Origin of the sequence: Methanoculleus thermophilus, assembly GCF_001571405.1 — an archaeon.
Taxonomy (GTDB): domain Archaea; phylum Halobacteriota; class Methanomicrobia; order Methanomicrobiales; family Methanoculleaceae; genus Methanoculleus; species Methanoculleus thermophilus.
In genome coordinates this window covers 1-26447 of sequence record NZ_BCNX01000003.1, presented here as the reverse complement: position 1 = coordinate 26447, position 26447 = coordinate 1, and the positions used below count along the sequence as shown (strand labels likewise).

The window sequence follows — 26447 nt, the reverse complement described above, 5'->3', positions numbered from 1 at the left end:
TTTGCGCGATGAAGTACTTTGACAAGATCCTGATTGCTAACCGTGGCGAGATTGCCATCCGGATTATGCGTGCCTGCCGGGAACTGGGTATCGATACGGTTGCTATCTACTCAGAACCCGACAAGAATTCACTCCACGTCAAGTATGCCGACGAAGCATTCTGCGTGGGCGAGGCGCACCCATCAAAGAGTTACCTCAACAAAGAGCGGATCTGCGATGTGGCGAAGAAGACCGGAGCGGAGGCAATTCATCCGGGGTACGGGTTCCTTGCTGAGAATGCCGATTTTGCAAAACTTGTCGAGGATGAAGGTCTGACGTTTATCGGACCATCGTGGAAGACCATCAAGGCTCTTGGCTCGAAGATCGGGTCGAAGCAGATGATGCACGATGCGGGTGTACCGGTCCTTCCCGGCACCCCGGAAGGCGTCAGGAGCCTCGATGAAGCGAAGAAGGTCGCCGCTGAGATCGGCTACCCGGTGATTGTGAAGGCAAGCGCGGGCGGCGGCGGTATCGGGATGCACATCGCCGAGAACGAGGAGCAACTCGAGGAAGCAATCGAAAAAGGCATGCGGATCGCCCAATCCGCCTTCGGAGATCCGACGGTCTTCGTGGAGAAATATCTCACGAAACCGCGCCACATCGAGATTCAGATCCTTGCCGATTCGAAAGGGCACATCCTCCACCTCTACGACCGTGAGTGCTCGATCCAGCGCCGGCACCAGAAACTGCTCGAGGAAGCACCCTGTCCGATCATGACACCCGCACTCCGCGAACGGATGACAGCCTCGGCCATTGCCGCCGCAAAGGCAGCAAACTACACGAACGCCGGCACGGTGGAGTTTCTCTATTCAAACGGCAACTACTACTTCATGGAAGTGAACACCCGGCTGCAGGTGGAGCACACGGTCACGGAGTTCATCACAGGGCTTGACATGGTCAAGCAGCAGATCGCCATCGCTGCCGGGGAGGAACTCGCGATGGACCAGGAGGATGTCAGTATCCGGGGGCACGCGATCGAGTGCCGGATTAACGCTGAGGACCCCCTGAACAACTTCGCTGCGGATCCAGGAAAGATTGTCCGCTACCGCTCCCCGGGCGGGCCGGGGATACGGGTTGACTCCGGCATTCATGTGGGTTATACCATCCCTCCGCACTACGACTCGATGATCTCGAAGCTCTGCGCTCTCGGCTCCAACCGCGAGGAGGCTATCCAGCGGATGCGCCGGGCCATCTACGAGTATGTCATCCTGGGTGTGAAGACAACGCTCCCGCTCCACTACGCGATCATGCATAACGCTCACTTCATCGCCGGCGATACGCACACACACTTCCTCCAGGAGGAGCATATCATGGCGGATCTGCGCCGCTACCTCCACGAGGAAGAGGCGCGTATGCAGACACTGGCCGCGTCGCTCCGGCAGGGGAAACATGTGGCGGCAATAACCGCAGCAGTCAACGTGTATCTACAGAAAAACATGAAGTAACCCGTCATCCAATTTTTTGGGGAGACGTAAGGTTTATTTGTCAATACATCATTGTTATAATGCACTTTGTGTGCTGCGGTGGCCTAGCTGGTTAGGGCGCCAGACTCATAGGGTTTTCAAGCGAAACGGTGCGTCCAAACCTGGGACATCTGGAGATCGTGGGTTCGGATCCCACCCGCAGCATCGATTTTCAGGTTCAGATCTGTCAGAAAGTGTTTTTTATACATCTATTCAGACCACCTTTGCATGGGGACTAGAAAGACAACAACCGGTGAGCAGATCCATACTACTCACGGGAGTGCATTCCCTTACACACTCACATATCTCCGTTAACAAGCGGCATTCCCCGGGGCAATCCCGGATCGTACTTCGTTGCAGTCTCAAAACACGCCGCTGCTTCGTCGGTCCTATTCATATTCGTCAGGATGACTCCTTTCAGGTACCATGCCTGCCCGTACTCCGGGTCCAGTTCAAGCGCCCTGTTGCAGCTCTCCAGCGCTTCGGCGTACTGATTATAGTTATTGTTGTAGTACATCCCCCGGATGCACCAGGCCTCCAGGGTTGTTCGGCTCCGCAACAACCCAGTTATCGTAATACTCCTGGTTATCGTAATACTCCTGGTTTTTGACGTGAACTATGCAACCACCGGTAAACAGAGCAAGTATCAACACACAGCAGAGGCATACAACCGGGGATGGGGTCTTCATGGAATCCCATTGGACCCGACGGTTAATCAAACCCCGCTATCGGCAGTCAAACGTGGTGTCCTTCAGGCCCTGCCAGAACCGCTCTGCATTGACCCGATCCTACATCCAATAGACCGCAGTTGCAGGAGCGATCTCGTGCTGCCAGGGGGGCCAGGCCGCATTGCTACCCCATCAGCATACAAAAGTATTTGAGGGATGACGACAGATTAAATGAGGTAAACGGGGTGCGAAAGCGCAACCGATGGATTACCCATCTCCGTTCATGCGTAAAGCATGTTCTTCCTCATACCCTAGCGAGGGTTGCCAAGCCAGGTCAAAGGCGCAAGGTTGAGGGCCTTGTCTCGTAGGAGTTCGAGCGTTCAAATCGCTCCCCTCGCACTTATGCTTCTCGCCCGGGCAACGGGCGGCGAGAATCACCAGAGTGCCCAGGTAGTGTAGTGGCCTATCATGACGGCCTGTCACGCCGTCGACACGGATTCGAATTCCGTCCTGGGCGTTCCATTCTCTCACCATCTTTCAGCAGGCGATAGAGCACATCCCACTTCTCCAGTAATAACCCCAACCGCTCCCGACCCAACTCTTCGCTCCATAGCCACCAAGCCGTTCGTGAGTATCAGATCCGCCAGATATCCGGCTCGACAACAAACAGTTCGATGCGCCCTGGGACAAACCGCGCAGAGAGGAAAGGATAGAAGAGATGCCGTACCGGCAGGGAGAGATCACGCCAGTATTTCATGGCGCTGCTGGCAGCGTGCCTGCAGTTCATCCCACTCATCCGGGTGCTCCTCAGCCCATTCTATAATCGCATGGATAACCCGATCCCGCGACTCAGAATCCCCTCGATAATCTACCAGGACACAGTTTACCACCACTTCGATCTGATCTTTCAGGTATTGTTTATCTCCGGCCATAGCGGCTACCTCCTGATACTCCAGGTGCCAACGTTGGGTGAAGGTTCGAGACCATATAAGCCTGATCCCGCTCGCCCGGCGCCCTCAGGGCATCTCGCCGTTGCCCAGAATCCGACGCAGCGTCCCCCTTTGCAACTACCAGCCCACATGCACCCGGATTCCCATAAGGCACATAGTTCTGCCGCGCCGCAGGAGTTATCATGCCCGAAAGAGAACGATATGCAGTTACGATGAAACTCGGCGTGCTCTTCTCCGGTGGGAAGGACTCACTCTTTGCCTGCTGGAAATCGATGCAACAGGAAGAAGTGGTCTGTCTGATCACGGTCGTCTCCAAGAACCCCGAGAGCTATATGTTCCACACCCCAAACATCCGCCTTGCCGCACTCCAGGCAAAGGCGGCTGGGCTCCCTCTCGTTGAGGTGGAGACGGCAGGGGAGAAGGAGACCGAACTTGAAGACTTAAAGCGGGCTCTTTTCGTTGCCCGGGAACAGTTCGGGATCGAAGGGATCGTCACCGGGGCGATCCTCTCTGTCTACCAGGCAACAAGGGTCCAGCGGGTCTGCCAGGAACTGGGCCTCTGGTGCTTCAACCCGCTCTGGGATACAGACCAGGAGGCGTACATGGACGAACTCATCAGCGCCGGCTTTAAGGCCATCATCGTCGGCGTTTTTTCCGCTCCTTTTGACGCATCATGGCTTGGGAAGGAGATCGACCGCCATACCCTCGATGAACTCCGGAGAATCGCCCGGAAGCACCAGGTTACCCTCACCGGGGAAGGTGGGGAGTTTGAGACGTTCGTCGTCGATGCCCCTTTCTTCTCACAGCGGATCGCGATCGAGGAAGCATCGCGAGTTTACCAGAACTACAACGGCGTCCTTCGGATTGAGCGGGCGGGGTTGATGGAAAAATGATCCTCGTTCTCGACCTCTGCTACAGGGAGAACTCGCTCTCCCGGGACGAGTTTGTCAGGCCGATTGAACGGCACCTCCAGAATGCCGGAACACCGTTTGCCACCCGCCACTACACCGCCGTCGGTGCACCGGAGATCGAGGCCGCGGATGCGGCGATCATCTGCGGGACGGCGCTCCAGGATACCGGGTTCGCAGAACATCCGGAACGGTTCAAGTGGCTTTCTGAATTCAAGCGCCCGGTGCTCGGCATCTCCTCCGGGATGCGGGTTCTCGCGGCTGCCTTCGGCGGCGGTATCGAACCGTGCTGCGAGATCGGCATGACCGAGATCAGAGTGCTCATTCCCGATCCTCTCTTTGCCGGAAAGGAGGATTTTTTTGCATACGAACTGCATGAACAGGCCGTGCAGGCTCCAAATGGGTTCATATCGCTTGCCGCCTCCGACCGGTGCCTCCAGGCGATCCGGCACCATTCACTCCCTCTCTACGGTACCCTCTTCCACCCCGAAGTCAGAAACGAGTGGATCATCGAACGGTTCCTCAAGTTAGTGGGAACCGCTCAGTAAGACTTATCGTCAGCACCGGATAGAAGATGGAAGTGTTCCGGGCGTATCCCGGCGTGCCTCGCATGGGTATGGGATTCGAGTTACCAGACATCCAGAACCTGACGGCGGGGGAATGAAGGAATGCCCGAACCCCTCCGGCTGCTCATCATCACCAGGAGCCCGGGCGACGCCCTGCTGATAGAGCAGCTGCTCCGGGAAGTCGGGCTCCCGGTTGAGATAATCTCATACCCGCAGGTTGCCGACGGTCTTGCTGCCCTCATGCGGGAGCCGTTCGATCTCGTCATGCTCGACCCCGATAACGATCCCGATGTGGTGACGCGGGTGAGCAAGAATGCCCCCGGTGTTCCGGTCATCCTTCTCATCCCGCGTGACGACCTTGACGCCGCGATCAGGCTCCTTTGGCGTGGTGCGGACGATTACCTGATCCGGGAGCAACTCACCCCCGAACTCCTGCTCTGCACCATCCGATATACTCTCATGCTGAAGCGCACCGAGGTGGCGTTCAAGCGAATAGAGTGCTTCTGGCACGAGATCGGCAGGAGCCTGCATGAAGGAATCCTCGTGGTCGACCAGAGAGGCACTATCGTCTTTGCCAGTGCTCGGATGAAGGAGATCCTCGGCTACACCACAGACGAGATGCAGGGGACCCCCTTCCTTTCCTTCGTCGACCCGGTCGACGTCCCACGGGCAAGGATCCTGATCGAGCGGGATGGAGGCGGGCGGGAGGAGACTGAACTCCGGCTCCGCCGATCCGACAGACGGGTTATCGACGCCAGACTCACCACTTCACCGGTGACCGGCGGAAACTCCGGATACGTTGGTGTTGCCATCGGCGTTGCGGACATCACCAACCAAAAACTCGCCGAGGAGAGGATCCGGCGCAGGAACACTCAACTTTATGTCATCAATCAGGTGGTCAGGACTGCCACATCGTCGGCAGATCTAGACGAACTGCTGAGAGGCGTGCTTGAGAAGACCCTGGAACTCCTCATCTTTGAGGGCGGCGGCGTCTACCTGATCGATCCCGGCCGGTCCAGCGCCGAACTGGTCACCGAGATCGGGCTTCCGGAAGGGTTCTCGTTCCGGCGACGGATCATCGATCTCGGTGCACCGCCATACGACCAGGTTCTCGGGAAGGGTGCGGCGCACTTTGTAGAGAACTACCCGCGCACCTACCCGCAGGATGCCGGATCAGGTATCCAGGCGTTTGCGAGCATCCCCATCATGACCGGGAAACGAGTAATCGGCGCCATCAACCTGGTCAGCCGGACCGTGCACAGTTTCTCACCGGATGAGCGGGAGGTGCTCGTCTCCATCGGCAGGGAGGTAGGGGGCGCCGTCGAGCGAATGTGGCTCAACGAGCAGGCGAATTTCTACCTGGACCTCATGACGCACGACATCAACAACGCAAACACCGTCGCCAGCGGCTATGCAACACTCCTTGCAGAGACACTCGCCGAGCCGGATAAGGGTCTTGCCCGAAAACTCGCAGCGGCTATCAGGCAGAGCGCCGAGATCATCGGGAACGTATCGACGATCCGGAGGATTGCGGAGGAAACTCCCGCACTCGGGCCGGTGAATCTCGATCCTGTCATCAGGGATATCATCTCCTTCTTTCCGGACGTCGATATCCACTACACCCCGCAGACCTTGTGCGTCGCCGCCGACGATCTCCTCGGCCAGATCATCATAAACCTCGTCGGCAACGCCGTCAAGTTCGGCGGCCCCGGGGTCTCGATCTGGATCACTGCACGGGAGGAGGACGGGAGAATTCTGGTCTCGGTCGAGGATACCGGTCCCGGGATACCGGACGCCGAGAAACCCATGGTATTCAAGAAGTTCAGGAAAACAGGGAGTAGGAGCGGCAAAGGTCTAGGACTCTACATCGTCCACACCCTGGTCCAGCGCTACGGCGGCAGGATATGGGTCGAGGACCGGGTGCCGGGGCATCCGGAGTCCGGGGCCGCCTTCCGGTTCACGCTCCAGGCGTGCCCACCCGTCACCGGCCGTAACGATTGATCGTGTTGATCAGGGCTGCAAACCCTTCCATCTCTTTATCGAGCACTTCCGTACGGGTCATCCCCATGCTCATCTCCGCGTCGGCCGTCAGCATATCGGGGCCGCGCACCACCACGCGGTCGACGCCGTCTGCGGAGAGGATCTTCTGGGCCTCGGCGTCATGGACGAAGGCCCGACCGGGGATGACCACAGCGTCCTCAAGCCTCGCCAGGTCCACCCCGGCAAGGTCGTCGGCGGTGATGAGGCAGGCGATCTCCTTTCTGACCTTGACGACCCTTGATGTCGAGCCGCGGATCGAGAGGACACGCTGGATGAAGGGGGCCGCGATGCTCCCGGTGATCACCGTCGCACGCTTCCTGACCCGGGGGAGTTTCTTTAAGAGGTCGGGCTCGTGAAGGATTGCAAACGGCGATCCGATCGAGGGATCGCCAAGCGGGGTCCCGCTGATCTTCATTGAGAACCGTTCGTTTAGGTCGGTGACGATATCGTGGAACTCATCGACAGTATGGACCCGTTGCCCCTCTAGGAGCGGTGCATTCCCGAGAATGAGCCCCTGGTCGGTTCGGTTTGCAAACCGCATCAGGATCAGCCCCTTTGCACCCCGCTCCTCCAGCCACGCACAGGTCTCTTCAAGAATCTCGCCGTCGTTGACGCCCGGGATGATGACTGCGGCGGCGTAGACGTCGACTGCGCCGCAGAGCCGGTCGAGGATCTCAAGCGAGGTCTCCGGCGTCGGGTCGTGCATCCATTCTCGCCGCAGTTCTGGGTCTGCGGCGAAGATGGTATAGGAGACCTCGGCGAGGCCGTTATCGATGAGGAAGTCGGCAATACCGGGGTCATCGAACCCTTTGCCGCTGGTGTAGCCGATATGGAGCGGCACCTCCATGCTGCCGAGGAGTTCGATGAGGTCGCGGAACTCCGGGTAGCAGCTCGGGTCCCCACCCCCGCTGATGGTGATCCGGTCGAGATCGTCGCCCATCACCTGGAGGTTTGCCAGCGTCTCGTCGGCGACGCTCCGGAGGTCTTTGAACCCGGTATAGCCCTCGCGCACGCCCCGGGTGCAGTAGTCGCAGCCTTTCTGGAAGGGGAGGCAGTATTTGCAGCCGAACGACGTTGTGCCCTTGACGTGTTTGAAGTAGCAGTACGAGCAGAATCCCCGGCAGTCGAGGCCGGGCCGACCCCCGAGATCGACGGTGAGATGCGACATTCTGATGGTACTTCTGTGCTCCTCGGTTATGAAGATTGCAGACCCATCCTTGCCGTCGCGCTGCAGCCAGGCCCATCGACAAAACGGGCATTGCACGACAACCCGAGCGGCACCGTGCACCTTTATGCCCCGGGGTGGGCAAGGTGATCGTGGGAGAGGAAGGATATGCGAACAAGCCACCGGCTGCTGCTCCGGCTCTACCACGATCCTGGCTACGACTTCTCCCGGGTCGAGGTCGAGTACGTCGATCGGGGAGCGCCCGGCGACCGCTCACGGGTGCAGGGGGAGCGGGTCGTCGCGCTCGATGCCCAGTACCTGGAGGTGGACTCCGGGACCCACGTCGCCTGCATCCCCTACCACCGGATCCGCCGCATCCTCTACGACGGCAAGACCCTATGGCCACAACCGGCCGAGGGCATGGAGAGGGGCGAAGACAACCCGGGGTGAGCGCCACCTTTTTTACTGCAGACCGCCCACATAATAGGGTGTGCCCCAGTGGCTTAGCTGGCAGAGCGGCTGACTTGTAATCAGCAGGTCCCGAGTTCAAATCTCGGCTGGGGCTTGAAGAAGCCAAGTTCTTAATCCGTTCTTGAAACAGGCTCCAGATTGGGGTTATTTCTCTTGTGAAGCGAAACGAGAAACCTTCACAGATTCGATATGAGGCACGATCTTCTTCCACGTGTGGGAAGTATCGATGTGAGGGGAGATCGTGCCTTAAACCAACAATGTGAGGCTGTCGCGATCGAACAGTATCATAGAGTCGTCTCGAAAAAGAGCGGAAGGAGTGTAGGATTAGGACTTCGCCGGCTCTGCCTCTTTCGGTTTCGGGGCCGCCGTGGCCGTGGCGATCTTCTGCACCAGGGCGTCCCACGCCTCCGGCTGCTCCTCGCGGATCCGGGCGACCACTGCCTTAAAGCGCGGGTCGTCCGGGGTCGTGCCGGCATCTTTTGCAAGCATCCTCTCCAGGGAGTCGCCGGGCGCCTCCTTCTTCTGCGGCATACCGCACACGGTGCAGAAGCGCCTCTCTCCCTCCAGGATGGCACCACACCGCGTGCAGGGCACCGGCTCCGGGGCGGCCGGGCCGGGGACGTCCGCCTCGTCGAAGACCTCGCGGATCGTCTGTGCAACCGCTGCCTTGTAGTGCTCCAGGGCTTTGCGGGAGTTGTGGCGCTCGTCGTCTGTCAGGTCGCTTTCGGCGAAGTCCAGGCACTCCAAGACCGCCGAAACAGTGGTTCCAAATTTGACGTTTGTCATGATATCGTCTCTTCTGTTGGTTTCCCCTTGACGGATGCCGCCGGGAGGGGTTGCACCTCCCGCCCGCGTGGTTACGGTCGGCGGTCTGCGTTCCAGTTCTCCAGGATGGCCACGACCTCCCGGACTTCCGCGCGAAGCGCCTCCGCCTCCGCGCGCAGGGTTTCCGCGTCCTCGACGGGGATCATGCAAACGACCTCACGAGGTCATGGTCGATCGACTTCGCCTGCTCCCGGTCCGCGTCGATGATCGGGGCCGGGGCGGAGAGCCTGGCGGCGAGCTGCTGCCCGGTGATTACCTTCTGCACTGCCGCGAGTGGGGCCGACATGAGCCTGCTCTCGATCCGGACGTTCACCGCCCGGCCGCTCCGGGAGATCCGGGCGCTGCCGGCGTGACCGACGAAGACCTCGTGGCCGGGGCGTTCCTGCACAAACTGAACATCTACCACGCGGCCGTTTAGCATCTTCGGAACGTCCGCGGCGGCGATCACAAGTTCGCCGAGTTTCCACCCATCCACCTGCACCTGCAGGGCGTCGTGGTGCTTCTGGATCTTTCCCATCGGGGTAAATTTCTTCTGCATGGGTTCTTCCTCCTTTGTCAGTGTTATACTTACCATAATACTAAGTATACCTGTAAGTATAAATACTTTACTTACCAACATACTCACTATGTCAAAGGAAGGAAAGGGTAAGGTTATCCAGCTCTCCGAGCGGGCGAGAACCCGATACGTCACCATCCCGGCGGATGTGGCCGGGGATGATCGCTTCCCATTCGAGACCGGCGAAGAGGTCACGGTGAGAATCGAAGAGGATAAGCGCCGCGTCGTTGTTGAGAAGGTCGAATAACCCCTTCTGTGTGCCCTCATGTCGTCGATTTAACGGCCTCGATTGTGCCGAAGACTTCGGCATCCAGCGTGAGATCGCCTTGTTTTATATGCAGTGCGGGGGCCTGGGCACGGCCTACGATGCCCCGTGATCTAAAACTGCAACGCTTAAGTATGGTGTAACTGTACCTCCCTTCATATGAGGCTTTCAGCCATTCTGATAATTCTCCTGCTCGTGGTGGGTGTCACCGCGTGCGGGTGCACCAGCAGGACCCAATATGTATCCGGGGACGACGAACCCGGCCCGACCGCGCCGACGACCGCCGCCGCGACACCGACGAAGGTGACCGGGCGCGACGCTCTCCAGATCGTGTCACATGAACTCGAGTACGGGAGTTACGGATCCATTTACGTGGTTGGGAGCGCGAAGAACATCGGGGATGAGCGTATTTCGTGGGGCTCCATCGATGTTAAGTTCTACGACCATGACGGCAACCTGGTTGGAAACGGGGCCGACTTCGTCCAGGACCTTGACCCGGGCGAGACGTGGAAGTTCAAGGTGACGTATTACGATTCCGACGGCGCCGTGGATTCGTACAAGATCGGGGTGGGCTCGACCTGGTAAGCAAGGCCGGGTCCTCGCAGACATTCCGGCAAATTTGCCGGGAGGTTGAGGGTGAGAAAAAGGGGCGGGTAGCCCGGATCACGGCGGGGCGATGCCTCGGGTCATCGGCCACGGCTCCTGAGCGCCTGCCCGATCTCGTCCCGCACCATTCGGGCGATCTTTCTCTCGTCAAGCGGGGACTGTGCGGCCGCTCCCGACACCGTGATCCCCCCAATATCGACGTATACCGTCTGCGATATCCCGCCGCCGGCACCCACAGCCACAGGCGCCGGTGAAGCGACCGGCAGGACCGGGGAGAGCTGCACTGACCGCATGCCAGCCTCGAAATGCTGGACCAGGTCCGAACCCCATCGATAGGCCATGCGATCGTTTGCCGAGATGTCGAACGACATCACCGCCTCGATCTTGCTCTTGATGGTCGCGATCGTGCTGTCCAGCCAGGCGAACATCGACCGGATACCGCCGATGAAATTGTTCATCAGGTCGACGCCCCACTGCCAGGCGCCCGGTAGCCAATCGAGGAACTTGCCGGCAACCGTGCCGAGGACCCCTATCACGTAGTTGTACAGGGCGGGAGCCAGGTTCCGGACGCCGGTAACGAACTGGGTCACGAGATCTGCCCCCCACGCGATCGGATCCTCCCGGAACTTCCCCCACTCCTCTCCGATGCGGGTGAACATCGCCGAGACGGCCAGCGGGGCGTTTTTCTTGAGCCAGTCCCACGTATCGAGAATCTTTTGCGCGAGCGTCTGGAACGTGTCCTCCGTGCCGAGATAGCGATCCGCGGTGGCGGCGAGGTCCGCGAAGAGCTGACCCCAGTTTTCGAGGATCGCAGGCATGCCCCCGACGAGCGCGTCCTTCATGCTGTCCGGGAGTTTCTCCCATTCTTCGAGGAACCTCCCGGCCAGATCGGCCAGCCCCTCGAAGAACGGCGCTGCCCGCTCCCCAACGTCCATGAAGAACATGGAGAACGCGAGCCGGATCTCCCCGATCGCGGCGCTCATCGACGGCGACTCTCGGGCGATCGTGTACATCGCCGCCCCGATCGTCCCGGCGACCGCGAGCAGCGCCGTCATGTGCCGCTGCATCCACCCTTTCGTCGCGGCCTCGTCGCGTTTCGCGTGGCGGGCGGTCGTCGAGAGACTGTCCCGGACGCGCTTGTCGGCCCGGATCACATCATGGTGCCCTTCGGCCGCGTAACGTATGACCAGACTGCCGAGTAGCCCCATCTATCTCCTCCGTGTGCGCTGTTTCATCTTCCGTTCCTCCTCTTCGATCCGGGCCGCCTGCATGGTGGGGCCGAAGTCGCTTGTCTTGAAGGCTGTTTCTGTCATGGTGTCATCGGTTCTGCCGGCATGACCCTGCCGGCGGGGTGTTCACGGCTCGACGACCGCGGCTAGATCGAGTCGCTCGATCAGCCGGTCGAGGTACTGCCGGAGATCCTCGCCGGTTGCCAGGTCCGGGACCTCGAGGTCGGCGATCGTCTTGAGGGTCTGCCAGGCTGCCGCCTCGACCGCGTCGGGCGTCCGGACCGGGCCACCATGGTAGACTGTTGCCAGGGTGACCGCCGACGAGATTGTGAGAGTCTCCCGCGGAATCGGCTGGCCATCGTCGAGGGCTCGCTGTGCCTTCTCGATGTATCGGCCGGCGAGGGTAAGGGCCTGCTCGGTGGCTGCACCGGTGAACTTCTCCCGCTCCTGCCGGTCATGCTCGAGGGCAGAGACCCGGCGGCGGAGTGAATCGCGGATCATGGCCCCCTCTCCGAGAGTGAGGAGTCAAAGAGATCCTGCATGGCCGGCGAGAGGATGATCGGGTCCCGCCCCTCCTCCACAGCGACCACGAGGTCAGCCCATGTCGATACCGCCGGGTTCGCGGCCTCCTCCAGTGCTGCGAGCCTGCGCTCGAGGTGAGCTCGGCTCATACTGCACCCCCCACAACTGCTTCGAGGTATCGATTCTGGTCGGCCTCGTTTGCCTCACGGAATGGCACCATCCCCGCGGCGGTCTCGACGAGGTGCTCGTCGAAGATGCTCATGAGTTCGTCGTCGCTCATGTCCTGAACACCACGAGGGGCCTTCGGTGGGCGTGCTCCAGTGCTGCGAGCCTGCGCTCGATGCTGCCGCGGTTCATAGGTGCCGGTCCTCCTCGTCGAATCGGATCACGCGGCGGGGTCTTCTCGTCTGTGCGGGTTCGGGGTCATCCCCGAAGAGGATCAGGGGCGTGCCGGCGTCGGGGTCGGCTGCCTGTTCCAGTGCGGCAACACGCCGCTCAATGGTTCGTCTCATTTCTTCGCTTCCTCTAGTGCTGCAATTCTGCGCTCGAGTTCCTCCATCTCCATGTCCCGGAGCACCTGGTTGTGGACCTGCACGGCCGTTGCGAGCGCCCGGGCATACCCGAGTTTCACGCCGTCGTGCTTGTTCCCCCGGAACCGGCGGCCGGTGATCCGGCGGTGGAGCGACCGGATCAGGTCCGTACTCACGGCGAGGAGCTGCTCCCGGTCGATTTTTTCGTCAGCCTGTGCGTCGTTTCCGGACTCCGCTGCACGATTTGCAGGCGGTAAAGGCGCGGTTGTGCCTCTGCCGTGTCCGTTATCTGCCAGTAAAACCGCGGTTTCTGTCATGCTGTCACCTTTGCCATGCACTTTCTCAAGGCGGCCGCCTCCGCTCGATACTTCGTCGCCTGCCGGGGCTGCCGGTAGTAGTCATGGAAACCGGCGAGGTGGTCGAGTGCGTCCGCTACGAGCGTCATGTCGGGGCACTGTTCGACGAAACACTCCCAGAGTTCCAGGATGCCGTCGGCACTAGAGAAGTGCTCCCGGAGGTATCGCCCGGCGTTGTCCCGGCAGGAGGTCATGGGCGCACCTCGCGTTTGGTACGGAGGGAGAGCTCGTTATAGTGCACACTACACAGCGGCCACTCGCCGTGTTCGTTCACCCACTCGGGCTTTCGGTCACACCCGCGGACGCTGCACCGGGCGCCTTTCTTCTCCAGCCCGCCACGCCAGGTGTAGGTGTTGATAGTAGCGAACACAGACGGTGGGACATCCTCTCCTGACACAACTGACAGACTTTCCCCAACTTTTTCTCGCGCGTGTGTATAGGAAAAATTAGGGGAAAGTCTGTCAGGTGTGTCAGTGCCGGGTGTCGGGCGCTCGGAGAGTTCGGCCTGTCTCTCAGCAGAGATGTCGCAGTTTCGTAATTCGGCCTCGGTCTTGCGCCTGATTCCGATCCAATACCGATTAGCGCCGTCGCTGTAGTCATCAAACAGGGTTTTCATAAGGCTGCCGAACTTGTTCCGGGCCACGGATCTCCACCCGATGGTTTCGCACCATGAGAGGTATGCCTCATAGAGATCGTTTTTCCCGACCTGCTCCCGGGGCCCGATCACACAACATTCTGTGAGGAACCGGCCGACCGGGTTCGATGTGATCCGGTACTCCTGCGTGGCCTTTTGCACGGCCGCGGGCTGTGCGAGTTTGCCCTGCTCCTTGTATCGCCGGAGACCTTCGATCATCCAGTTGAGGATTCCAGGGCCTTCCTGCTCGAACAAGACGTTGCCATACTCCGGCTGCCGTTTCTCGGGCGGGATGACGGCGACAAACGGGAATAACCATATTCTCCGCCAAATCCCGTTATCGGTCCCGTGAATTTTCGGTAAGTAATTCGTTGCAAGGAAGATTTTTGCACCTGGCTTGAACTCAATCGGCTTGCCGTACAACGGCCGAGCGGTGACTTTGTGATCGCCGGTCACAGACTTGATCAGCGACTCGGAAAGGATAGCGTCCTGCTCCGGTTCGGTGCAGGTCACGAACCGCGCACCCTTGAGCCTGAGAACGTCCGGGCGTGCCCGCCCAGCATCATCGTGTCGGGACTGCATCAAGGTCCCAGCCTCGATGTTGGTCGCATAGTCACCCAGTATGAGAGCGATCGCCTTCAGCGTCTCCGACTTGCCGTTTTTGCCCGAACCCCACAGGATGCTCATAATCTGTTCGGGGTTGTATTGCAGGAGCGAGTATCCCATCATGCCCTGAAATCCGGCGATTACCTCCTCGTCGGCGCAAAAAACCGTCTTCAGGTGCTCCAGCCAGAGAGGGCATGTCGCGTCGGGGTCATACCGCACACCGGCTATTTTCGTAAGAAGGTCCTCGCGCCTGTGCTCCCGGAACTCGAACGTCTCCAGGTCGAGGGTGCCGTTCTGGCAGTTGAACAGGTTTTCGCGCGCATCCATCTCGTCGGCGCGGACGGGGACCATATGCACAGCGCCGTCAATCATCGCGCGCCGTGCCGCGAGCGAACCCGATTTGATCGCCCACTTTGCGACGGTTTCGCTGTTCGGTGCTGTCGCCGCTTCGAGGAAGATCGCCTTAGCCGTCCTCGTTGCAAGGTCGAGCATCCGGTTCGTCTCGTCCTGCTCCCACCGCCGGCCGTCCCACACAAACCACGCTTTCAGCGTCGCACAATATCGGACATCATCGCCGTACATCCTGATCAGGCGTTCGGAGTTCCCTATGTCCGTCAGCCCGATCCCGGTGGTCAGGTCCTCCTGATCCGCGGACAGGATCTCATCGTTTCGGTCCCTTCGCGCACGTTCCCGGTAGACCTTCGCCATTTTGGTAAGGTGCTCGACCTCTTCGGGCGTCGGGCGGATCTCTTCCGGCAGCCGGGACCACCGCCTGGAGAGGTTGCTTGCGACCTCGAGCCCTTTATCGTGGCAGTAGACCGCGATGCGGAACAGAACCCGCTTTGCCTGCTCCCGGCGCTCGTCGGCGGCCGCCTCGTCAGCCGAAGGTATCCCGCACTCTTTCGCGAGATCGCACGATGCAGGGATGTTGTAGTAAAACCCACCCCACCATGACACGGTGGTGAGGGTATCCCCGTCTGCGAGACCGATCGCGATCTTCTCGTCCGGGGAGAGGTTGTCCGCGGTCATGCCCGCACCGCCTCCCGCCGGGCCGCCTGCATCTTTCGCCGGTACTCGATGCGCTTGAGGTATCGTGCTTCGGGCGGGAGGGCATCCATGCCGCCGCCCGGGCTCCATGTCTCTCCCACATGCTCCAGGGCCTTCGAGATCGTCCGCGTGACGTAGTCGGTTCGGTCCCACTTCTCGCGGTAGAGTCCCGACTGCCGAACCAATCGCTCCAGTTGTGCGGGGTCTTGACTGTAGAAGGCGAGGATGGTGCACAGGGCGAGATCCGCTTCAGAGTGCGATCCGTATCCGGACATATCCCCGCGCCATAGGGCGTTGAACTTCGCGGCGTTCGCGGCGCTCTGGCACTTCTCGATGATCTCCGCGTCGGTTAGATCCGGGGCGGCTGTAGATCGTGGGGTCGGGGTCTTCGCCCGGGGCGCTTGCTGCATCTCCTTCGTCCGGCCGATCTTCTCGTAGATCGCCTCCAGGCTCCCGGGCGCCGGCTCGCGCACGTCATCGGGCGTGCCGGGGATGTGGTCTCCGGTAACGGTGAAGAACCGGCCACGGTCGTACATCTCCCATACTTCGCCCGCTGCCCGGCTCCTGTCGCCCGGCTTCGTCCCGAAGGTTATCACATGGGCGCCGGTCTTCGATGGGGACAGCTCCGCGTAAGAGCCAAGACTCTTGATCTCGTCGAGGATTCCGGGCAACCATTCCCCGGTATCAAGATCCCGCACGTGATCCGCGTCGAGCCCGAGCCAGCCGTCGCCCAGGACGAACCCGATCCCGCTGTAGAACTCTGCCACCCGGCACGCTTCCTCAAACGTCACCCATGTCGTGGGATCGGTGCTGCTCGCCTTCCCCTTGCCGGGGGTGTGTGGCACCTTTGTCTTCTTCCCTTCACGAATCTCGTACTGCCAGGTAACCCACCGCTTCGCCTGTCGCATCGCGGCGGGGATGGCGGCGTACCTGGTAGAGGTCGCGGGGCGGCTCGTTGGTGCCGGTGCCGATCTTGCCGGCGGTTGTGGCGCTGCTCCTTTCGGTGAGCGTATGATCTGAAAACCGGATGCCTTCGCATCCCCGAACGGGTCGCCGGTGGTCACGCGCTCGCCCCGTCGAGGTGATAGCTAGGTAGCCGCCGAAGAGGGCAACCCCGCACCGAGAAGCGCCGGCATGGCCCGTTTGATGTCAGGAACGAGCCGCACAACGTGCCGGCCAACGACCGGCAGACGGTCGGTAGATCCTCTGAGGGTATGCTCCCGGAGGATATAGGAACCTTAATATATTTCTCCTGCGTATAATTCATTGCAGTTCCTCGCTGTGTCACTGAGGTCGGTCTTCGCCGAGACCTTCCTCGAATCCTTGTTCTCACTGTCTGCTAACTGCCAGCGCCCTTTCTCGATGAGCACTTCTGCGATCGCTCTATGAAACGCCGGTAGATGGTCGAGCGTTTCTTGGTCGATGACGAGCGCCGGAACCGATACTCCCATCTGTGATGGCGAACAAGTGGTACTCACCTCGATGCCTCCATCGCGTATGTGTCGGGGTTGCGGGAGGGGCCGGATGTTGGCGCATTGCAACCCCTCTCGTCGGGCAGTTTTTCATAGATGATCCGCCCCCATCCGTCAGTCTTGACGGCGAAGCGATCACCTTTCTTGAAGCCGTGCTCTTCCCGTAGATGATAGGGGATCGTGAGCGCAAGCGATCTGCTCAGCGCCAGACCTTGGACGGTCCCGACAAGGATCTCTCGCATGTATATACATCAGCGGCAACTGATATATATTAGCAGCATGAATATCATAAGTGTAGGTTGATACTATCGACGAGGCACGCATATGACCGGTTGCTTAGATGGACGAAAAAAACAGGTATGGGATGAGACGGGCTCCACATTGACTGAGAATCAGGCAAAGACAATTTTGCACCTGTTCCGCAAGGGGCCCGATTACGTGTATTCGATCGCTAAAGAAACGGAGATTCGCCAACCAACACTTCAGAATATAGTTGGGAGGTTGGAGGAGTACGGGCTAATCTCCCTCTATGGTAAGGAGAAGGGTGATACAGGAATTTCGCGGAAAAATTACTCATTGACTGGCCTGGGGTGGTGCGCTGCAGCGATGCTTCTACTTAAACAGGGGGGTTCGCCATTCGCCGGCGAACGTGTCGCGGCGGTGCTCAATCAAGGTATAGCGCGCCGTGCCGATGTATTCAAACCCGCTGGCGTCAGAGACGATTCGCTTCACGGTCAACTACTCGACACGTTGACGGAAGAGCCACTCCGCGGCGGTGAGAGAGGAGATACAATGTTCCTTGAACACTGGGAGGAAATCATACGAATCGCAGAAGTTTATCCAAATCCCCCTGATTTTAGCACGTGTATGATATGGGATCAGGTCGGATTCTTTGCAAAAACGCCCGATTTGTTCTTACCGAGGAACGATCCGCGTTGGGTATGGTATGCCGCCCTGTACTATGCTTGTTCGGGTGTATTCGGGGTTTACTCGCAGGCAGGCGAGAAAAAGATAAATGGTGCCGTCTTCGACGTGTTCTTCTCGTCCTACCTCGCGACAGGGGGGTGTATGACCATGCAACATCCAGCGTGGATTCCGTACTGTTGCGAGGTTCTCCGCGCCTTTGATGACCTAGCAGAACATATGGCTGCTATATTTGAAGTACACCTGAAATTTCTTGAAGAGACCCGGGAGGTCTACCAGAACGCCATGGCCTCCTTGGAGAACGTAAAAACGGATTAGGCCCCTCCGGCCTTCCCCATCAGCTCTTTTATCCGCTCATCCACCAGCCGCTGCAGCGCCTCCGGGGTAGCGCCCACGTCCGCCTGCATCGCGTTCATCATTGTGATCTGCCGCTGGATGCCAGCAAGCTCTCCCCGAAGTTCCCGGTTCTCCTGCTCAAGTTGCCGGAGCTCTCCCTCGTTGATCGGTTTAGTCTTAAAGACCCACAGGACCGATTCGGCCGCCCTGTATGCCGCCTCGACCTCCTCGTCAGTCATCCTGACATAACTGTCGGACAGATACCCCGAGTGGCCCATCAGCGACTCGACCACATCGATAGAAGCGCCGCCCTGGGGGAGTCGGGTTCTAAAATATTTTCGCATCACGTGGAGCCGGAGCACCAACCACCCGGTTGTGGGATCTTTCTCGTCGAGCCCGCACTTCTCAAGAACCCGGCCATATTTATCCCGCACGCCGTTGTACGAGAGCGGAAAAACCCGGTTCGTGTCCCTGATATACTCGTCTGGAATAGTATACGCATCGGCCTTCTCCGCGTACAGGGGGTGATAGGCTTGCCATTGGAGAAGGACTTCCAGCGCCTCGCTCGATATGAAGGTGTCGCGGGGCTCTCCATTTTTAGCTATCTCCCGCCGGATGTGGATCTTTCCAGTTGAGAGGTCAACGTCCGACCACTCGATCCCCAACCCCTCCCCGGGTCACGTCCCCCCGCCGTTCTTCATCGCCATCCTCGCCCGGGCCTCAAGCAAGATCGTGAGCGCTTCGGGGTCGTTCGGGTTCGCCACCACCGCTTCGGCGGCCTTGATAACCGTGTTCACAGTCTCCGCCGCCTCGACCGTAAGCGTCAGCCCGCACCGACCACAGAACCGGGACCCCGGCGGCATGACAAGGTGGCAGTTCGGGCACTGCACCGGCTCCGGGGATTCGTTCGTTCGATCGCTATCGGGCAGCTCCACGCCGGCGAGGGCGGCGAAGGCGTTATCGACATCCTCGTCTACCAGGTGCGAGTAGGTATTGATCATCTTTGTGGTCTGATTGCCCCAAAACGCTTTCTTCGCTAGCGTTTCCTGCATCCCACCGCGAAGGGCGTGCGTTATCCTGCTGTGCCTGAACGTGTGCAGGGTGATCTTCTTCTTGATCCCGGCAGCCTTGGCGAAATTCGAGATCGCCTTCGCGAGCCCGCGATACTGCATCGGCTCGCCGCGGCTCGTCAGGAACACGTAGTTATCGCCGGTCGGGTCGCCGGGATACGAGGTCTTCCATTTGGCGAGGTACTCCCGGTAGGTGATGATCGGGATCGTCCGGAGCCGGCCGGTCTTCTCGGCGGTCCGGACCTTCGCTCCCCACTCGTGGAAGGTGACATCCTTCCACTTCAACGAGGCGACCTCCCCGGACCGGAGCCCTGCCTCGTACATCACGCCGATCAGCGCCTTGTACTTGATGCTCTTCGCCGCGTCGATCAGCTGCGAGACTTCCTCGCCTGTCAAGATGTCGTCTTCGTTCTTGGTCTGCGTGTCATATTGAGGGTTCTTGATCTCCTTGATGATGTCCGCCGGGATATCGACATATCCCCTCTTCACTAGCCAGAGGTAGAACCGCTTAGTAAACCGCACGTAGTCGGCTATCGTGTTCTTCTTGTACGGCTTCCCGTTATCCTTCTTCGCAAAACGCATACGGTTGATGCCGCCGAGCAGGTCCGTCTTCTTCGTCTCCAGGAACGGCGGGAGGTATCGCCGGACCGCGATCAGAGTATAGGCTGTCTTGTATTGGCGGCCGGGAGACAACCCACTCGAACTCTCCGCCACGTACTCCCGAATAAGCCCGGCGTCCTCCGGGGTTATCCGTCCGTCCTCAACTGCGGCCGTGAGGCTCTTCTCGGCGTACTCGAAGTACTCCTCAGGCGAGTGATGAAACCGCTCGTTCCCCATGAGTGATGATATGCGCCCGACCATTATAAAGACTACTATGGATTAAGAACTTCGTTTCCTTAAGCCCGGCTGGGGCTCTTGCGCTTTTAGTTCAAACCCTGAGGTAAACGAATACTCCTGTAATCGTTCAATCCCCTTCGATCCAATTCCAACCCGGGGGTAATGTCCTCGCTCCCCGGAGATTCGGCCGTGCCAGTTCGGGCGCATCGGTGAGGCCCTCCGTCTTGTGATAAGGCGAGCCCTCTACCATCTGTGTTTGTGCGTTCGATTACATAATCGGGGGAAGATCATCTTCGAGGGCCTCGAGCAAGGCAGTTTTCCGAGGGGAGGCATTCTCAAACCCGCAAATGATCCGGAGACGCAGACGAAACCGCCATGAGAGGCAAACGAGCAGATATCATCCTGTGGGTGAATGCCTCCGGGTTCCCCTCAACATCGAGAGCCACTGGCGTATCAGCGCCATTTCACGTAAAGCGGCGGCGACCATGACCTTCGTGGCAAATCCGGCTCTGGGGAGCACACGGGTCGGACTGCACTCTCCGGGGATGATTGGAGTTAGGCCACACCGAGAGTCATGTGACTATGCGTGACCGGTACCGGGCATCTTTTCTAGAGTTAGGACGTAAGGGGGACGAGATCTAACATACCAAAAATGTATGATCCGTACTACCAGACGTCACCCCGTGTGGTTTTTTAGATACCACATCAATGTTCTGTCCGGAGACTCTCCCGGTGTTTCGATGCCATTTAGATCTCAATCGCTTACACCCGTCAACAGGTGGGGAGACGAAGTTCGTCTGCGTCGACGACCTGATGAGATCGTGGATCTTTATAAACCGATAGCATTATTGGAGATCCCCGATCACATATCTGTAGAGCGAACCTACACCTCGCCCGATGCTTGAATAGGGCATTTTTAGGCGCTGTTAGAATTGGACTAAAGTAGGATTGAAACAATCGACCATCCTCACAGAGGCTCTATATCCGACGAGTTAGAATTGGACTAAAGTAGGATTGAAACTGCTCGGAATGATTTATTGTAGTACTTACTCCGAACGAGTCGAAATTGACCTAAAGCAGGACTGATACCGCGAGAGACTCAGGGGAGCGGCCCCTGGCAGGGAGCCCTCCCCTGATCGACCCTACTTGGGCCCATTCACCTTTTTGCACTGGACCGCGAATCAATAAGTGATCGGAGTGGCAGAAGAGGAGAGAAGGACTGGCGGGCTAGCCATCAACACCATCCATACCATGGACTGCATCGAAGGCATGCAGCGCCTCCCGGCAGGTTCGGTCGATATCATCGTCACATCGCCGCCCTACAACATCGGAAAGGAGTACAACACCTACGACGACCAGAAACCCCGCGAGGACTACCTCCGCTGGATGGGGCAGGTCGCCGCCGGAGCGTCGCGGGTCCTCGCCGACGACGGTTCGTTCTTCCTCAACATCGGCGGCAAACCTCGCGACCCCTGGATACCCTTCGATGTCATCCAGCAGTTCCGTCCTCACTTTGAACTACAGAACGTCATCCACTGGGTCAAATCGATCGCGATCGAGAAGGAGGACGTGGGGAATTACGAAAACATCCTCGGCGATATCGCCGTCGGCCACTACCAGCCGGTGAACAGCTCACGCTACTTGAGTCAATGCCACGAGCACATCTTTCACTTCACAAAGAAAGGAGACGTCATCCTCGACAAAATGGCGATCGGCGTGCCCTACCAGGACAAGAGCAACATCGGTCGATGGAAGGCGGCGGATCGCGACCTCCGCGACCGGGGGAACACCTGGTTCATCCCCTATCGGACCATTCGCTCCTCCCGACCTCATCCGACCAGTTTCCCGGAAAAACTCCCGGAGATGTGCATCAGGCTCCATGGCTGCCGTCCCGGGACGCTCGTCCTCGACCCCTTCATGGGCATCGGGAACACGGCGCTTGCGGCGATTGCACTTGGCGTAGACTACATAGGCTTTGAGATCGACCCGGAATACCAGGCCATTGCAGAGGCCCGAATTGCCAAGGCACGCCGGCAAGAAGGATCGGACTGACGTAGACTATCCTTTTTAAGGCAGGAGATACTCCGGGCCCAACCCACTCCCACCACTATTCTTCAAAAAACCGGCCCGGACCATGTACATTATATAATTTAGGCGGTATGTAGTCCCTGCCAGAGGGAGAATAATGGATCTCAAATACGTATCTACGACATGCCCGTACTGCGGCACCGGGTGCGGGTTCAACCTTGTCGTCCGCGACGGCAAGGTCGTTGACGTGGCGCACTGGCAACGCGCACCCGTCAACGGGGGCAAACTCTGCCCAAAAGGGCGCTACGCCCACGAATTTATAAACAGCCCGGATCGACTCACTAAGCCGCTCATCAAGAAGAACGGCACGTTCGTCGAGGCGACCTGGGACGAGGCATACGACCTGATCATACAGAAGTTCAGGTCCTACAAGCCCGAAGAGATGGCCTGCCTCTCGTCTGCCCGGACATCGAACGAGGAGAACTACCTGATGCAGAAGTTTGCGAGAGTGGTCCTCAAGACCCCGCACATCGACCACTGCGCCCGGCTCTGCCACTCATCCACCGTCGCTGGCCTTGCTGCGGTCTTTGGGTCCGGCGCGATGACCAACTCGATCAAGGACATCGCCGAGTCAAAGTGCGTCTTCGTCCTCGGAAGCAATACCTTCGAGCAGCACCCGCTCATCGGGCGGAGCATCATCCGTGCACGGGAAAGCGGGGCAAAGGTGATCGTGGCCGACCCGCGCTACACCCCGACCGCCAAGCAGGCCGATCTCTACATGCCGTTCATCTCGGGGACCGATGTCGCTCTCTTGAACGGCTTGATGCAGGAGATCATCAAGAACGGCTGGGAAGACAAGGAGTTCATCAAGAATCGGACGAAAGACTTCGAGAAACTCAAGGAAGTCGTCATGAAGGAGGACTACAGCCTTGAGAACGTCTCAAGAGTCTCCGGGGTCCCCGCGGAAAGCCTCAAGACCGCCGCAGAATGGATTGCAACCGCCGATGTTGCCGCGCTCATCTACTCGATGGGCATCACCCAGCACACCGTCGGCGTCGACAACGTCAAATCAACCGCCAACCTGATGCTGCTCACCGGCAACCTCGGCAAACCCGGCTCCGGCGTCAACCCGCTCCGCGGCCAGAACAACGTTCAGGGCGCCTGCGACATGGGAGCCCTCCCGAACGTCTACTCCGGCTACCAGAAGGTCACCGACGAGGCGGCGCAGAAGAAGATGAAGGAGATGTGGGGCGTCGACGAACTCGCCGAGGGCAAGGTCGGCTACACGGTCACGGAGATGATCAACGTCCTCGCCGAGAAGCCCGGCGAGATCAAGTGCATGTACATCATGGGCGAGAACCCGATGCTCTCCGACCCGGACATTCAGCACGTCGAGGAGGGGCTTAAGAACCTCGAGTTCCTGGTCGTCCAGGACATCTTTATGACCGAGACCGCCGAGCTCGCCGATGTCGTCCTCCCCGCCGCCTGCTACGCCGAGAAAGACGGCACGCAGACCAACACCGAACGCCGTGTCCAGCGCTGGAGAAAGGCCCAGAACCCTCCCGGCGAGGCGAAGCCCGACTGGCAGATCCTCTGTGAACTCGGCAGCAGGATGGGCTACGAGAAGCAGTTCTCGTTCAAGAGCCCCGAGGAGATCTTTGACGAGATCGCCGCGGTCACGCCGTCCTACCACGGCATGTCCTACGCCCGCCTCGACCCGGACGGCCTGCACTGGCCCTGCCCGACGGCGGAACATCCGGGAACGCCGATCCTCCACCGGGAGACATTTGCCATGCCCGACGGTCTCGGAGTCTTCTCGCCTATCGAGTGGAAACCCCCTGCCGAGGTCCCGGACGCCGAGTATCCGTACGTCCTCACGACCGGGCGCACCATCTGGCAGTGGCACACCGGCACGATGACCCGGCGATCGTGGAGCCTTGAGAAGGAGGCGCCCATCGGCTGGATCGAGATCAACCCCGAGGATGCAGAAGAACTCGGAATCAAGAACAACGAAGTCGTCCGGGCAAGTACCCGCCGCGGATCAGTCGAGATCCCCGCACGGGTCACGCCGGAGATCATCAAGGGCGTGATGTTCATCCCGTTCCACTACAAGGAGCATCCGGCAAACCGGCTGACCCACAACGCGCTCGACCCCATATCAAAGATCCCGGAGTTCAAGGCGTGTGCTGTTAAGGTTGAGAAGATTTCGGAGGTGTGAGATATGGCAGGAAAAGGCGATTTACTCTATGCATGGACGACGGACGACGAACTCCGCGCAAAAGCAGAGACGGGCGGGGCGGTCACCGCTCTGCTGCGCCATGCTCTCGAGAGCGGTATGGTCGACGGGGTCTTTGCGGTCAGGAAAGGTGCGGACGTATATGACGCCGTCCCGGCCCTGATCACCGACCCCGCCGAGATCGGCGGAATTGCCGGGTCGCTCCACTGCGGCACCCTGCTCCTCCCCAAGCAGATGCGCCGTTGCCTCCTTGCGACCGAACCCAATATGCGGATCGCCACCGTTCTCAAGGGCTGCGACGTCAAGGCAATCTATGAGATGGCGAAGCGCGGCCAGGTCAACCTCGACAATATCATCATCATCGGCCTCAACTGCGGCGGCACCATCCGACCGGAGACCGCGCGGACCATCGTCCGGGAGAGGCTCGGTCTCGATCCCGACGATGTCGTCAAGGAAGAGATCGACAAAGGCAAATTCATCGTCGAGACAAAGGACGGTCAGCACAAAGGCATCTCCATCGATGAACTCGAAGAGGGGGCGGAGGATCTCCTCGGGAACGAGGGGCTTGGCCGCCGCTCGAACTGCCGCCGGTGCAAGATCAAGATCCCGCGCCAGGCGGATCTTGCCTGCGGCAACTGGGGCGTCATCGGTGAGCGGGCCGGCAAGGCGACTTTCGTCGAGGTCTGCTCCGAGAAGGGGGCAAATCTCCTTAATTCAGCGGTTGCAGCTGGAGCGGTCGCCACCGAACCCGCGAACCCCAAGGGAATCGAGATCCGCGGCAAGGTCGAGAACGCGATGCTCAAACTCGGCGACAAATGGCGGGAACGCTACTTCGGAGCGCTCGGCGAGGGGACGGAGCGCCTGAACAAGATCAAGGAGCAGACGAGCCGATGCATCAAGTGCTACTCCTGCATCGAGAACTGTCCAATCTGCTATTGCATCGACTGCAGCACAAGAAGGGACTATCTGGTCGAGCCGGGCGTGATCCCGCCGCCCTTCATGTTCCACCTCATCCGGTTCGCCCACATCTCCGATTCCTGCGTCAACTGCGGCCAGTGCGAGGAACTCTGCCCAGTCGAGATCTCAAACTCGGTCTTCCTCCATGCCATCCAGACCGAACTCGAGAAACTCTTTGGGTTCCACCCGGGTGAGGATATGACTCCACCGGTCCTCGCGCTCGTCGATGAGAGGGCTGAACGCGACCGACTTGCCGCGACCGGGAGCGACCAGATCTTTGATATCTTTCGCTGACCGGGATTCAGTTCTTCACCATCGGCCCTTTTTTTCGTCGAAACGCTTTTCCGGCGCCATCTTCAGTATTAGCAAGGTGCTTATCTACCCCAGAATGGCGGCGCTTTCATGACGTCCGTTCGAGTGACAAAACCCGAGAGCGTCCTCTGGAGAAAATTATGCGCGCCGTCTTTAAGGGCATCGCCCCGGGGTTCCCTGCCGCGACGGCATCCGAGTACCAGCCTCCACCAGAAGCCCGAAAACGCACCTATAGCATGCGATCTCCGGGGGAGTGATAAAAAGACATCGGGAGCACAACCATAACCACTAGAAGCCCGATATGCCAGTGTATTGCCGGGAGAGCATGACTCCGAATGAGGCGGTTGCGACCAGCCGAGTCGAATCACCTATTCCTGGAAAAAATACCACATTTACACTCGGTATCGAAGCATATCACGATACGCATATACCTGCAGAAATTTTGTCCGAGCATCCATTACCCGGCACTGACATGCGAGATTCGTGCGGTCACTTCCGCGCACCTGGCCCGCAAACTCGCTTCAATCCTCATATTTTTTGCGTGGGCGCGTGTGTGATAGAAAAAGCAACGTTTGCCTATATAGTGTTTAATGACAGAAATTAACTTAAAGCGAGTATAAACGCCTGAATTTGGGATATCTTCGTCGGACACGGCGATCATTTCGAAACCTATTAATAGCACTCTCAAATTACTGAATAATTGGCTCTGTTGAAACCCTCTAGTCGAGGGTCGGCTCCATCTGAGGGGAAAGATCTATAAAACCGTTGCTCCTTGTGTTAATGACGAAACCAACAACAAGGAGCAGAGTTAGTGTCGACGAATGGCTAT

Annotated in this window: 28 protein-coding genes and 4 tRNA genes; 15 read left to right on the top strand and 17 right to left on the bottom strand. The window is 59.1% G+C overall.

The annotated features are described in order from the left end of the window. Window positions 1-8 precede the first annotated feature (8 nt). The gene (locus tag MCUTH_RS00190; RefSeq protein WP_066953784.1) at window positions 9-1484 is read left to right on the top strand and encodes an acetyl-CoA carboxylase biotin carboxylase subunit; all 1476 of its coding nucleotides are present in this window, start codon (window positions 9-11) and stop codon (window positions 1482-1484) included. Between the two features lie 72 nt (window positions 1485-1556). Then, window positions 1557-1667 (top strand) — tRNA-Met (locus tag MCUTH_RS00185). A gap of 133 nt (window positions 1668-1800) precedes the next feature. Here the strand turns inward: MCUTH_RS00185 and MCUTH_RS00180 are convergent. Beyond that, the gene (locus tag MCUTH_RS00180) at window positions 1801-2061 is read right to left on the bottom strand and encodes a tetratricopeptide repeat protein (protein WP_150468704.1); all 261 of its coding nucleotides are present in this window, start codon (window positions 2059-2061) and stop codon (window positions 1801-1803) included. 423 nt (window positions 2062-2484) lie between these two features. Here MCUTH_RS00180 and MCUTH_RS00175 point away from each other — a divergent pair. Both MCUTH_RS00175 and MCUTH_RS00170 read left to right on the top strand, forming a co-directional pair. Further along, window positions 2485-2569: transfer RNA gene (locus MCUTH_RS00175), tRNA-Leu, on the top strand. Window positions 2570-2614: 45 nt separating this feature from the next. Continuing rightward, window positions 2615-2687: transfer RNA gene (locus MCUTH_RS00170), tRNA-Asp, on the top strand. A 117-nt stretch (window positions 2688-2804) separates the two neighbouring features. On the opposite strand, the gene MCUTH_RS11670 is transcribed toward MCUTH_RS00170, so the two are convergent. Further along, window positions 2805-2966 carry a hypothetical protein gene (locus tag MCUTH_RS11670; protein WP_161937557.1) on the bottom strand — a complete coding sequence of 54 codons (162 nt, stop codon included), beginning with the start codon at window positions 2964-2966 and terminating at the stop codon, window positions 2805-2807. A gap of 366 nt (window positions 2967-3332) precedes the next feature. On the opposite strand from MCUTH_RS11670, the gene MCUTH_RS00160 reads away from it, so the two are divergent. The 3 genes from MCUTH_RS00160 (at window position 3333) to MCUTH_RS00150 (ending at window position 6595) form a co-directional block, all read left to right on the top strand. Beyond that, window positions 3333-4013, top strand: coding sequence for a diphthine--ammonia ligase (locus MCUTH_RS00160; protein ID WP_066953776.1), 681 nt, complete (start codon window positions 3333-3335; stop codon window positions 4011-4013). Then, window positions 4010-4576 (top strand): type 1 glutamine amidotransferase, encoded by a 567-nt coding sequence (locus tag MCUTH_RS00155; protein ID WP_066953773.1) that lies wholly within the window; start codon window positions 4010-4012, stop codon window positions 4574-4576. Before MCUTH_RS00160 ends, MCUTH_RS00155 begins: the two co-directional genes overlap by 4 nt. Window positions 4577-4696: 120 nt before the next feature. Further along, the gene (locus MCUTH_RS00150; RefSeq protein WP_066953770.1) at window positions 4697-6595 is read left to right on the top strand and encodes an ATP-binding protein; all 1899 of its coding nucleotides are present in this window, start codon (window positions 4697-4699) and stop codon (window positions 6593-6595) included. Here MCUTH_RS00150 and mmp10 read toward each other — a convergent pair. After that, on the bottom strand, window positions 6576-7802 hold the full coding sequence (gene mmp10 / locus MCUTH_RS00145; RefSeq protein ID WP_066953767.1) for a methyl coenzyme M reductase-arginine methyltransferase Mmp10: 1227 nt from the start codon (window positions 7800-7802) through the stop codon (window positions 6576-6578). The two genes, MCUTH_RS00150 and mmp10, sit on opposite strands and share 20 nt — an antisense overlap. 165 nt (window positions 7803-7967) lie before the next feature. On the opposite strand from mmp10, the gene MCUTH_RS00140 reads away from it, so the two are divergent. After that, window positions 7968-8249: a DUF504 domain-containing protein gene (locus tag MCUTH_RS00140; protein ID WP_066953763.1), complete on the top strand. Its 282-nt coding sequence runs from the start codon at window positions 7968-7970 to the stop codon at window positions 8247-8249. 42 nt (window positions 8250-8291) lie between these two features. Further along, window positions 8292-8364: transfer RNA gene (locus MCUTH_RS00135), tRNA-Thr, on the top strand. Between the two features lie 230 nt (window positions 8365-8594). On the opposite strand, the gene MCUTH_RS00130 is transcribed toward MCUTH_RS00135, so the two are convergent. Both MCUTH_RS00130 and MCUTH_RS00125 read right to left on the bottom strand, forming a co-directional pair. Continuing rightward, window positions 8595-9056, bottom strand: a complete 462-nt coding sequence (locus MCUTH_RS00130) for a zinc ribbon domain-containing protein (RefSeq protein ID WP_066953760.1) — start codon at window positions 9054-9056, stop codon at window positions 8595-8597. Between the two features lie 181 nt (window positions 9057-9237). Then, the gene (locus MCUTH_RS00125) at window positions 9238-9669 is read right to left on the bottom strand and encodes a hypothetical protein (RefSeq protein WP_066953757.1); all 432 of its coding nucleotides are present in this window, start codon (window positions 9667-9669) and stop codon (window positions 9238-9240) included. A gap of 52 nt (window positions 9670-9721) precedes the next feature. Here MCUTH_RS00125 and MCUTH_RS11665 point away from each other — a divergent pair, with 52 nt between their 5' ends. Together MCUTH_RS11665 and MCUTH_RS00120 are read left to right on the top strand one after the other, a co-directional pair. Continuing rightward, window positions 9722-9898, top strand: coding sequence for a hypothetical protein (locus MCUTH_RS11665; protein WP_161937556.1), 177 nt, complete (start codon window positions 9722-9724; stop codon window positions 9896-9898). Window positions 9899-10075: 177 nt separating this feature from the next. Then, window positions 10076-10501, top strand: a complete 426-nt coding sequence (locus MCUTH_RS00120) for an FxLYD domain-containing protein (RefSeq protein WP_066953754.1) — start codon at window positions 10076-10078, stop codon at window positions 10499-10501. A gap of 101 nt (window positions 10502-10602) precedes the next feature. Here MCUTH_RS00120 and MCUTH_RS00115 read toward each other — a convergent pair whose 3' ends face one another. The 10 genes from MCUTH_RS00115 to MCUTH_RS00080 all read right to left on the bottom strand — a co-directional run bounded on the left by MCUTH_RS00115 (window position 10603) and on the right by MCUTH_RS00080 (window position 17160). Beyond that, entirely contained in the window at window positions 10603-11730 is a 1128-nt protein-coding gene (locus MCUTH_RS00115) for a hypothetical protein (protein ID WP_066953752.1), read from the bottom strand. A gap of 147 nt (window positions 11731-11877) precedes the next feature. Beyond that, window positions 11878-12252 (bottom strand): hypothetical protein, encoded by a 375-nt coding sequence (locus MCUTH_RS00110; RefSeq protein ID WP_066953749.1) that lies wholly within the window; start codon window positions 12250-12252, stop codon window positions 11878-11880. Further along, on the bottom strand, window positions 12249-12422 hold the full coding sequence (locus MCUTH_RS11660) for a hypothetical protein (protein WP_161937555.1): 174 nt from the start codon (window positions 12420-12422) through the stop codon (window positions 12249-12251). The genes MCUTH_RS00110 and MCUTH_RS11660 overlap by 4 nt, the downstream gene beginning before the upstream one ends. Then, window positions 12419-12553, bottom strand: a complete 135-nt coding sequence (locus tag MCUTH_RS12025; RefSeq protein ID WP_263478151.1) for a hypothetical protein — start codon at window positions 12551-12553, stop codon at window positions 12419-12421. The genes MCUTH_RS11660 and MCUTH_RS12025 overlap by 4 nt, the downstream gene beginning before the upstream one ends. Window positions 12554-12626: 73 nt before the next feature. After that, window positions 12627-12785: a hypothetical protein gene (locus MCUTH_RS11655; RefSeq protein WP_161937554.1), complete on the bottom strand. Its 159-nt coding sequence runs from the start codon at window positions 12783-12785 to the stop codon at window positions 12627-12629. Next, a complete protein-coding gene (locus MCUTH_RS00105; RefSeq protein ID WP_066953746.1) occupies window positions 12782-13120 on the bottom strand; it encodes a hypothetical protein in 339 nt (112 codons plus the stop codon). The genes MCUTH_RS11655 and MCUTH_RS00105 overlap by 4 nt, the downstream gene beginning before the upstream one ends. Continuing rightward, window positions 13117-13353, bottom strand: a complete 237-nt coding sequence (locus MCUTH_RS00100) for a hypothetical protein (RefSeq protein WP_066953743.1) — start codon at window positions 13351-13353, stop codon at window positions 13117-13119. The genes MCUTH_RS00105 and MCUTH_RS00100 overlap by 4 nt, the downstream gene beginning before the upstream one ends. After that, window positions 13350-15428 carry a DNA primase family protein gene (locus MCUTH_RS00095; protein ID WP_066953740.1) on the bottom strand — a complete coding sequence of 693 codons (2079 nt, stop codon included), beginning with the start codon at window positions 15426-15428 and terminating at the stop codon, window positions 13350-13352. The genes MCUTH_RS00100 and MCUTH_RS00095 overlap by 4 nt, the downstream gene beginning before the upstream one ends. Next, complete coding sequence (locus tag MCUTH_RS00090; protein ID WP_150468705.1) at window positions 15425-16510, bottom strand: phage NrS-1 polymerase family protein; 1086 nt, start codon at window positions 16508-16510, stop codon at window positions 15425-15427. Before MCUTH_RS00090 ends, MCUTH_RS00095 begins: the two co-directional genes overlap by 4 nt. Before the next feature lie 410 nt (window positions 16511-16920). Further along, window positions 16921-17160: an AbrB/MazE/SpoVT family DNA-binding domain-containing protein gene (locus MCUTH_RS00080; RefSeq protein ID WP_066953731.1), complete on the bottom strand. Its 240-nt coding sequence runs from the start codon at window positions 17158-17160 to the stop codon at window positions 16921-16923. Between the two features lie 139 nt (window positions 17161-17299). Between MCUTH_RS00080 and MCUTH_RS00075 the strand changes: the two genes are divergently transcribed. Beyond that, complete coding sequence (locus tag MCUTH_RS00075; RefSeq protein ID WP_150468706.1) at window positions 17300-18160, top strand: MarR family winged helix-turn-helix transcriptional regulator; 861 nt, start codon at window positions 17300-17302, stop codon at window positions 18158-18160. Here the strand turns inward: MCUTH_RS00075 and MCUTH_RS00070 are convergent. Together MCUTH_RS00070 and MCUTH_RS00065 are read right to left on the bottom strand one after the other, a co-directional pair. Next, the gene (locus MCUTH_RS00070) at window positions 18157-18843 is read right to left on the bottom strand and encodes a tyrosine-type recombinase/integrase (protein ID WP_066953722.1); all 687 of its coding nucleotides are present in this window, start codon (window positions 18841-18843) and stop codon (window positions 18157-18159) included. The genes MCUTH_RS00075 and MCUTH_RS00070 overlap by 4 nt on opposite strands. 12 nt (window positions 18844-18855) lie before the next feature. Beyond that, window positions 18856-20085, bottom strand: coding sequence for a tyrosine-type recombinase/integrase (locus tag MCUTH_RS00065; RefSeq protein ID WP_161937553.1), 1230 nt, complete (start codon window positions 20083-20085; stop codon window positions 18856-18858). Between the two features lie 1197 nt (window positions 20086-21282). Here MCUTH_RS00065 and MCUTH_RS00060 point away from each other — a divergent pair. The 3 genes from MCUTH_RS00060 (at window position 21283) to MCUTH_RS00050 (ending at window position 25600) form a co-directional block, all read left to right on the top strand. Further along, window positions 21283-22137: a DNA-methyltransferase gene (locus MCUTH_RS00060; RefSeq protein ID WP_083524714.1), complete on the top strand. Its 855-nt coding sequence runs from the start codon at window positions 21283-21285 to the stop codon at window positions 22135-22137. Between the two features lie 133 nt (window positions 22138-22270). Next, window positions 22271-24331: a formate dehydrogenase subunit alpha gene (gene fdhF / locus MCUTH_RS00055; RefSeq protein ID WP_066953711.1), complete on the top strand. Its 2061-nt coding sequence runs from the start codon at window positions 22271-22273 to the stop codon at window positions 24329-24331. Window positions 24332-24334: 3 nt separating this feature from the next. Then, on the top strand, window positions 24335-25600 hold the full coding sequence (locus tag MCUTH_RS00050) for a Coenzyme F420 hydrogenase/dehydrogenase, beta subunit C-terminal domain (protein ID WP_066953708.1): 1266 nt from the start codon (window positions 24335-24337) through the stop codon (window positions 25598-25600). The last annotated feature ends 847 nt before the right edge of the window (window positions 25601-26447 follow it).

Bases quoted from the DNA above. Each gene is read 5' to 3' on its own strand.
- MCUTH_RS00190 (WP_066953784.1), top strand. From the start codon at position 9: ATGAAGTACTTTGACAAGATCCTGATTGCTAACCGTGGCGAGATTGCC.
- MCUTH_RS11670 (WP_161937557.1), bottom strand. From the start codon at position 2,966: ATGAGTGGGATGAACTGCAGGCACGCTGCCAGCAGCGCCATGAAATAC.
- MCUTH_RS00160 (WP_066953776.1), top strand. From the start codon at position 3,333: ATGAAACTCGGCGTGCTCTTCTCCGGTGGGAAGGACTCACTCTTTGCC.
- MCUTH_RS00155 (WP_066953773.1), top strand. From the start codon at position 4,010: ATGATCCTCGTTCTCGACCTCTGCTACAGGGAGAACTCGCTCTCCCGG.
- MCUTH_RS00150 (WP_066953770.1), top strand. From the start codon at position 4,697: ATGCCCGAACCCCTCCGGCTGCTCATCATCACCAGGAGCCCGGGCGAC.
- mmp10 (WP_066953767.1), bottom strand. From the start codon at position 7,802: ATGTCGCATCTCACCGTCGATCTCGGGGGTCGGCCCGGCCTCGACTGC.
- MCUTH_RS00140 (WP_066953763.1), top strand. From the start codon at position 7,968: ATGCGAACAAGCCACCGGCTGCTGCTCCGGCTCTACCACGATCCTGGC.
- MCUTH_RS00130 (WP_066953760.1), bottom strand. From the start codon at position 9,056: ATGACAAACGTCAAATTTGGAACCACTGTTTCGGCGGTCTTGGAGTGC.
- MCUTH_RS00125 (WP_066953757.1), bottom strand. From the start codon at position 9,669: ATGGTAAGTATAACACTGACAAAGGAGGAAGAACCCATGCAGAAGAAA.
- MCUTH_RS11665 (WP_161937556.1), top strand. From the start codon at position 9,722: ATGTCAAAGGAAGGAAAGGGTAAGGTTATCCAGCTCTCCGAGCGGGCG.
- MCUTH_RS00120 (WP_066953754.1), top strand. From the start codon at position 10,076: ATGAGGCTTTCAGCCATTCTGATAATTCTCCTGCTCGTGGTGGGTGTC.
- MCUTH_RS00115 (WP_066953752.1), bottom strand. From the start codon at position 11,730: ATGGGGCTACTCGGCAGTCTGGTCATACGTTACGCGGCCGAAGGGCAC.
- MCUTH_RS00110 (WP_066953749.1), bottom strand. From the start codon at position 12,252: ATGATCCGCGATTCACTCCGCCGCCGGGTCTCTGCCCTCGAGCATGAC.
- MCUTH_RS11660 (WP_161937555.1), bottom strand. From the start codon at position 12,422: ATGAGCCGAGCTCACCTCGAGCGCAGGCTCGCAGCACTGGAGGAGGCC.
- MCUTH_RS12025 (WP_263478151.1), bottom strand. From the start codon at position 12,553: ATGAGCGACGACGAACTCATGAGCATCTTCGACGAGCACCTCGTCGAG.
- MCUTH_RS11655 (WP_161937554.1), bottom strand. From the start codon at position 12,785: ATGAGACGAACCATTGAGCGGCGTGTTGCCGCACTGGAACAGGCAGCC.
- MCUTH_RS00105 (WP_066953746.1), bottom strand. From the start codon at position 13,120: ATGACAGAAACCGCGGTTTTACTGGCAGATAACGGACACGGCAGAGGC.
- MCUTH_RS00100 (WP_066953743.1), bottom strand. From the start codon at position 13,353: ATGACCTCCTGCCGGGACAACGCCGGGCGATACCTCCGGGAGCACTTC.
- MCUTH_RS00095 (WP_066953740.1), bottom strand. From the start codon at position 15,428: ATGACCGCGGACAACCTCTCCCCGGACGAGAAGATCGCGATCGGTCTC.
- MCUTH_RS00080 (WP_066953731.1), bottom strand. From the start codon at position 17,160: ATGCGAGAGATCCTTGTCGGGACCGTCCAAGGTCTGGCGCTGAGCAGA.
- MCUTH_RS00065 (WP_161937553.1), bottom strand. From the start codon at position 20,085: ATGGGGAACGAGCGGTTTCATCACTCGCCTGAGGAGTACTTCGAGTAC.
- fdhF (WP_066953711.1), top strand. From the start codon at position 22,271: ATGGATCTCAAATACGTATCTACGACATGCCCGTACTGCGGCACCGGG.
- MCUTH_RS00050 (WP_066953708.1), top strand. From the start codon at position 24,335: ATGGCAGGAAAAGGCGATTTACTCTATGCATGGACGACGGACGACGAA.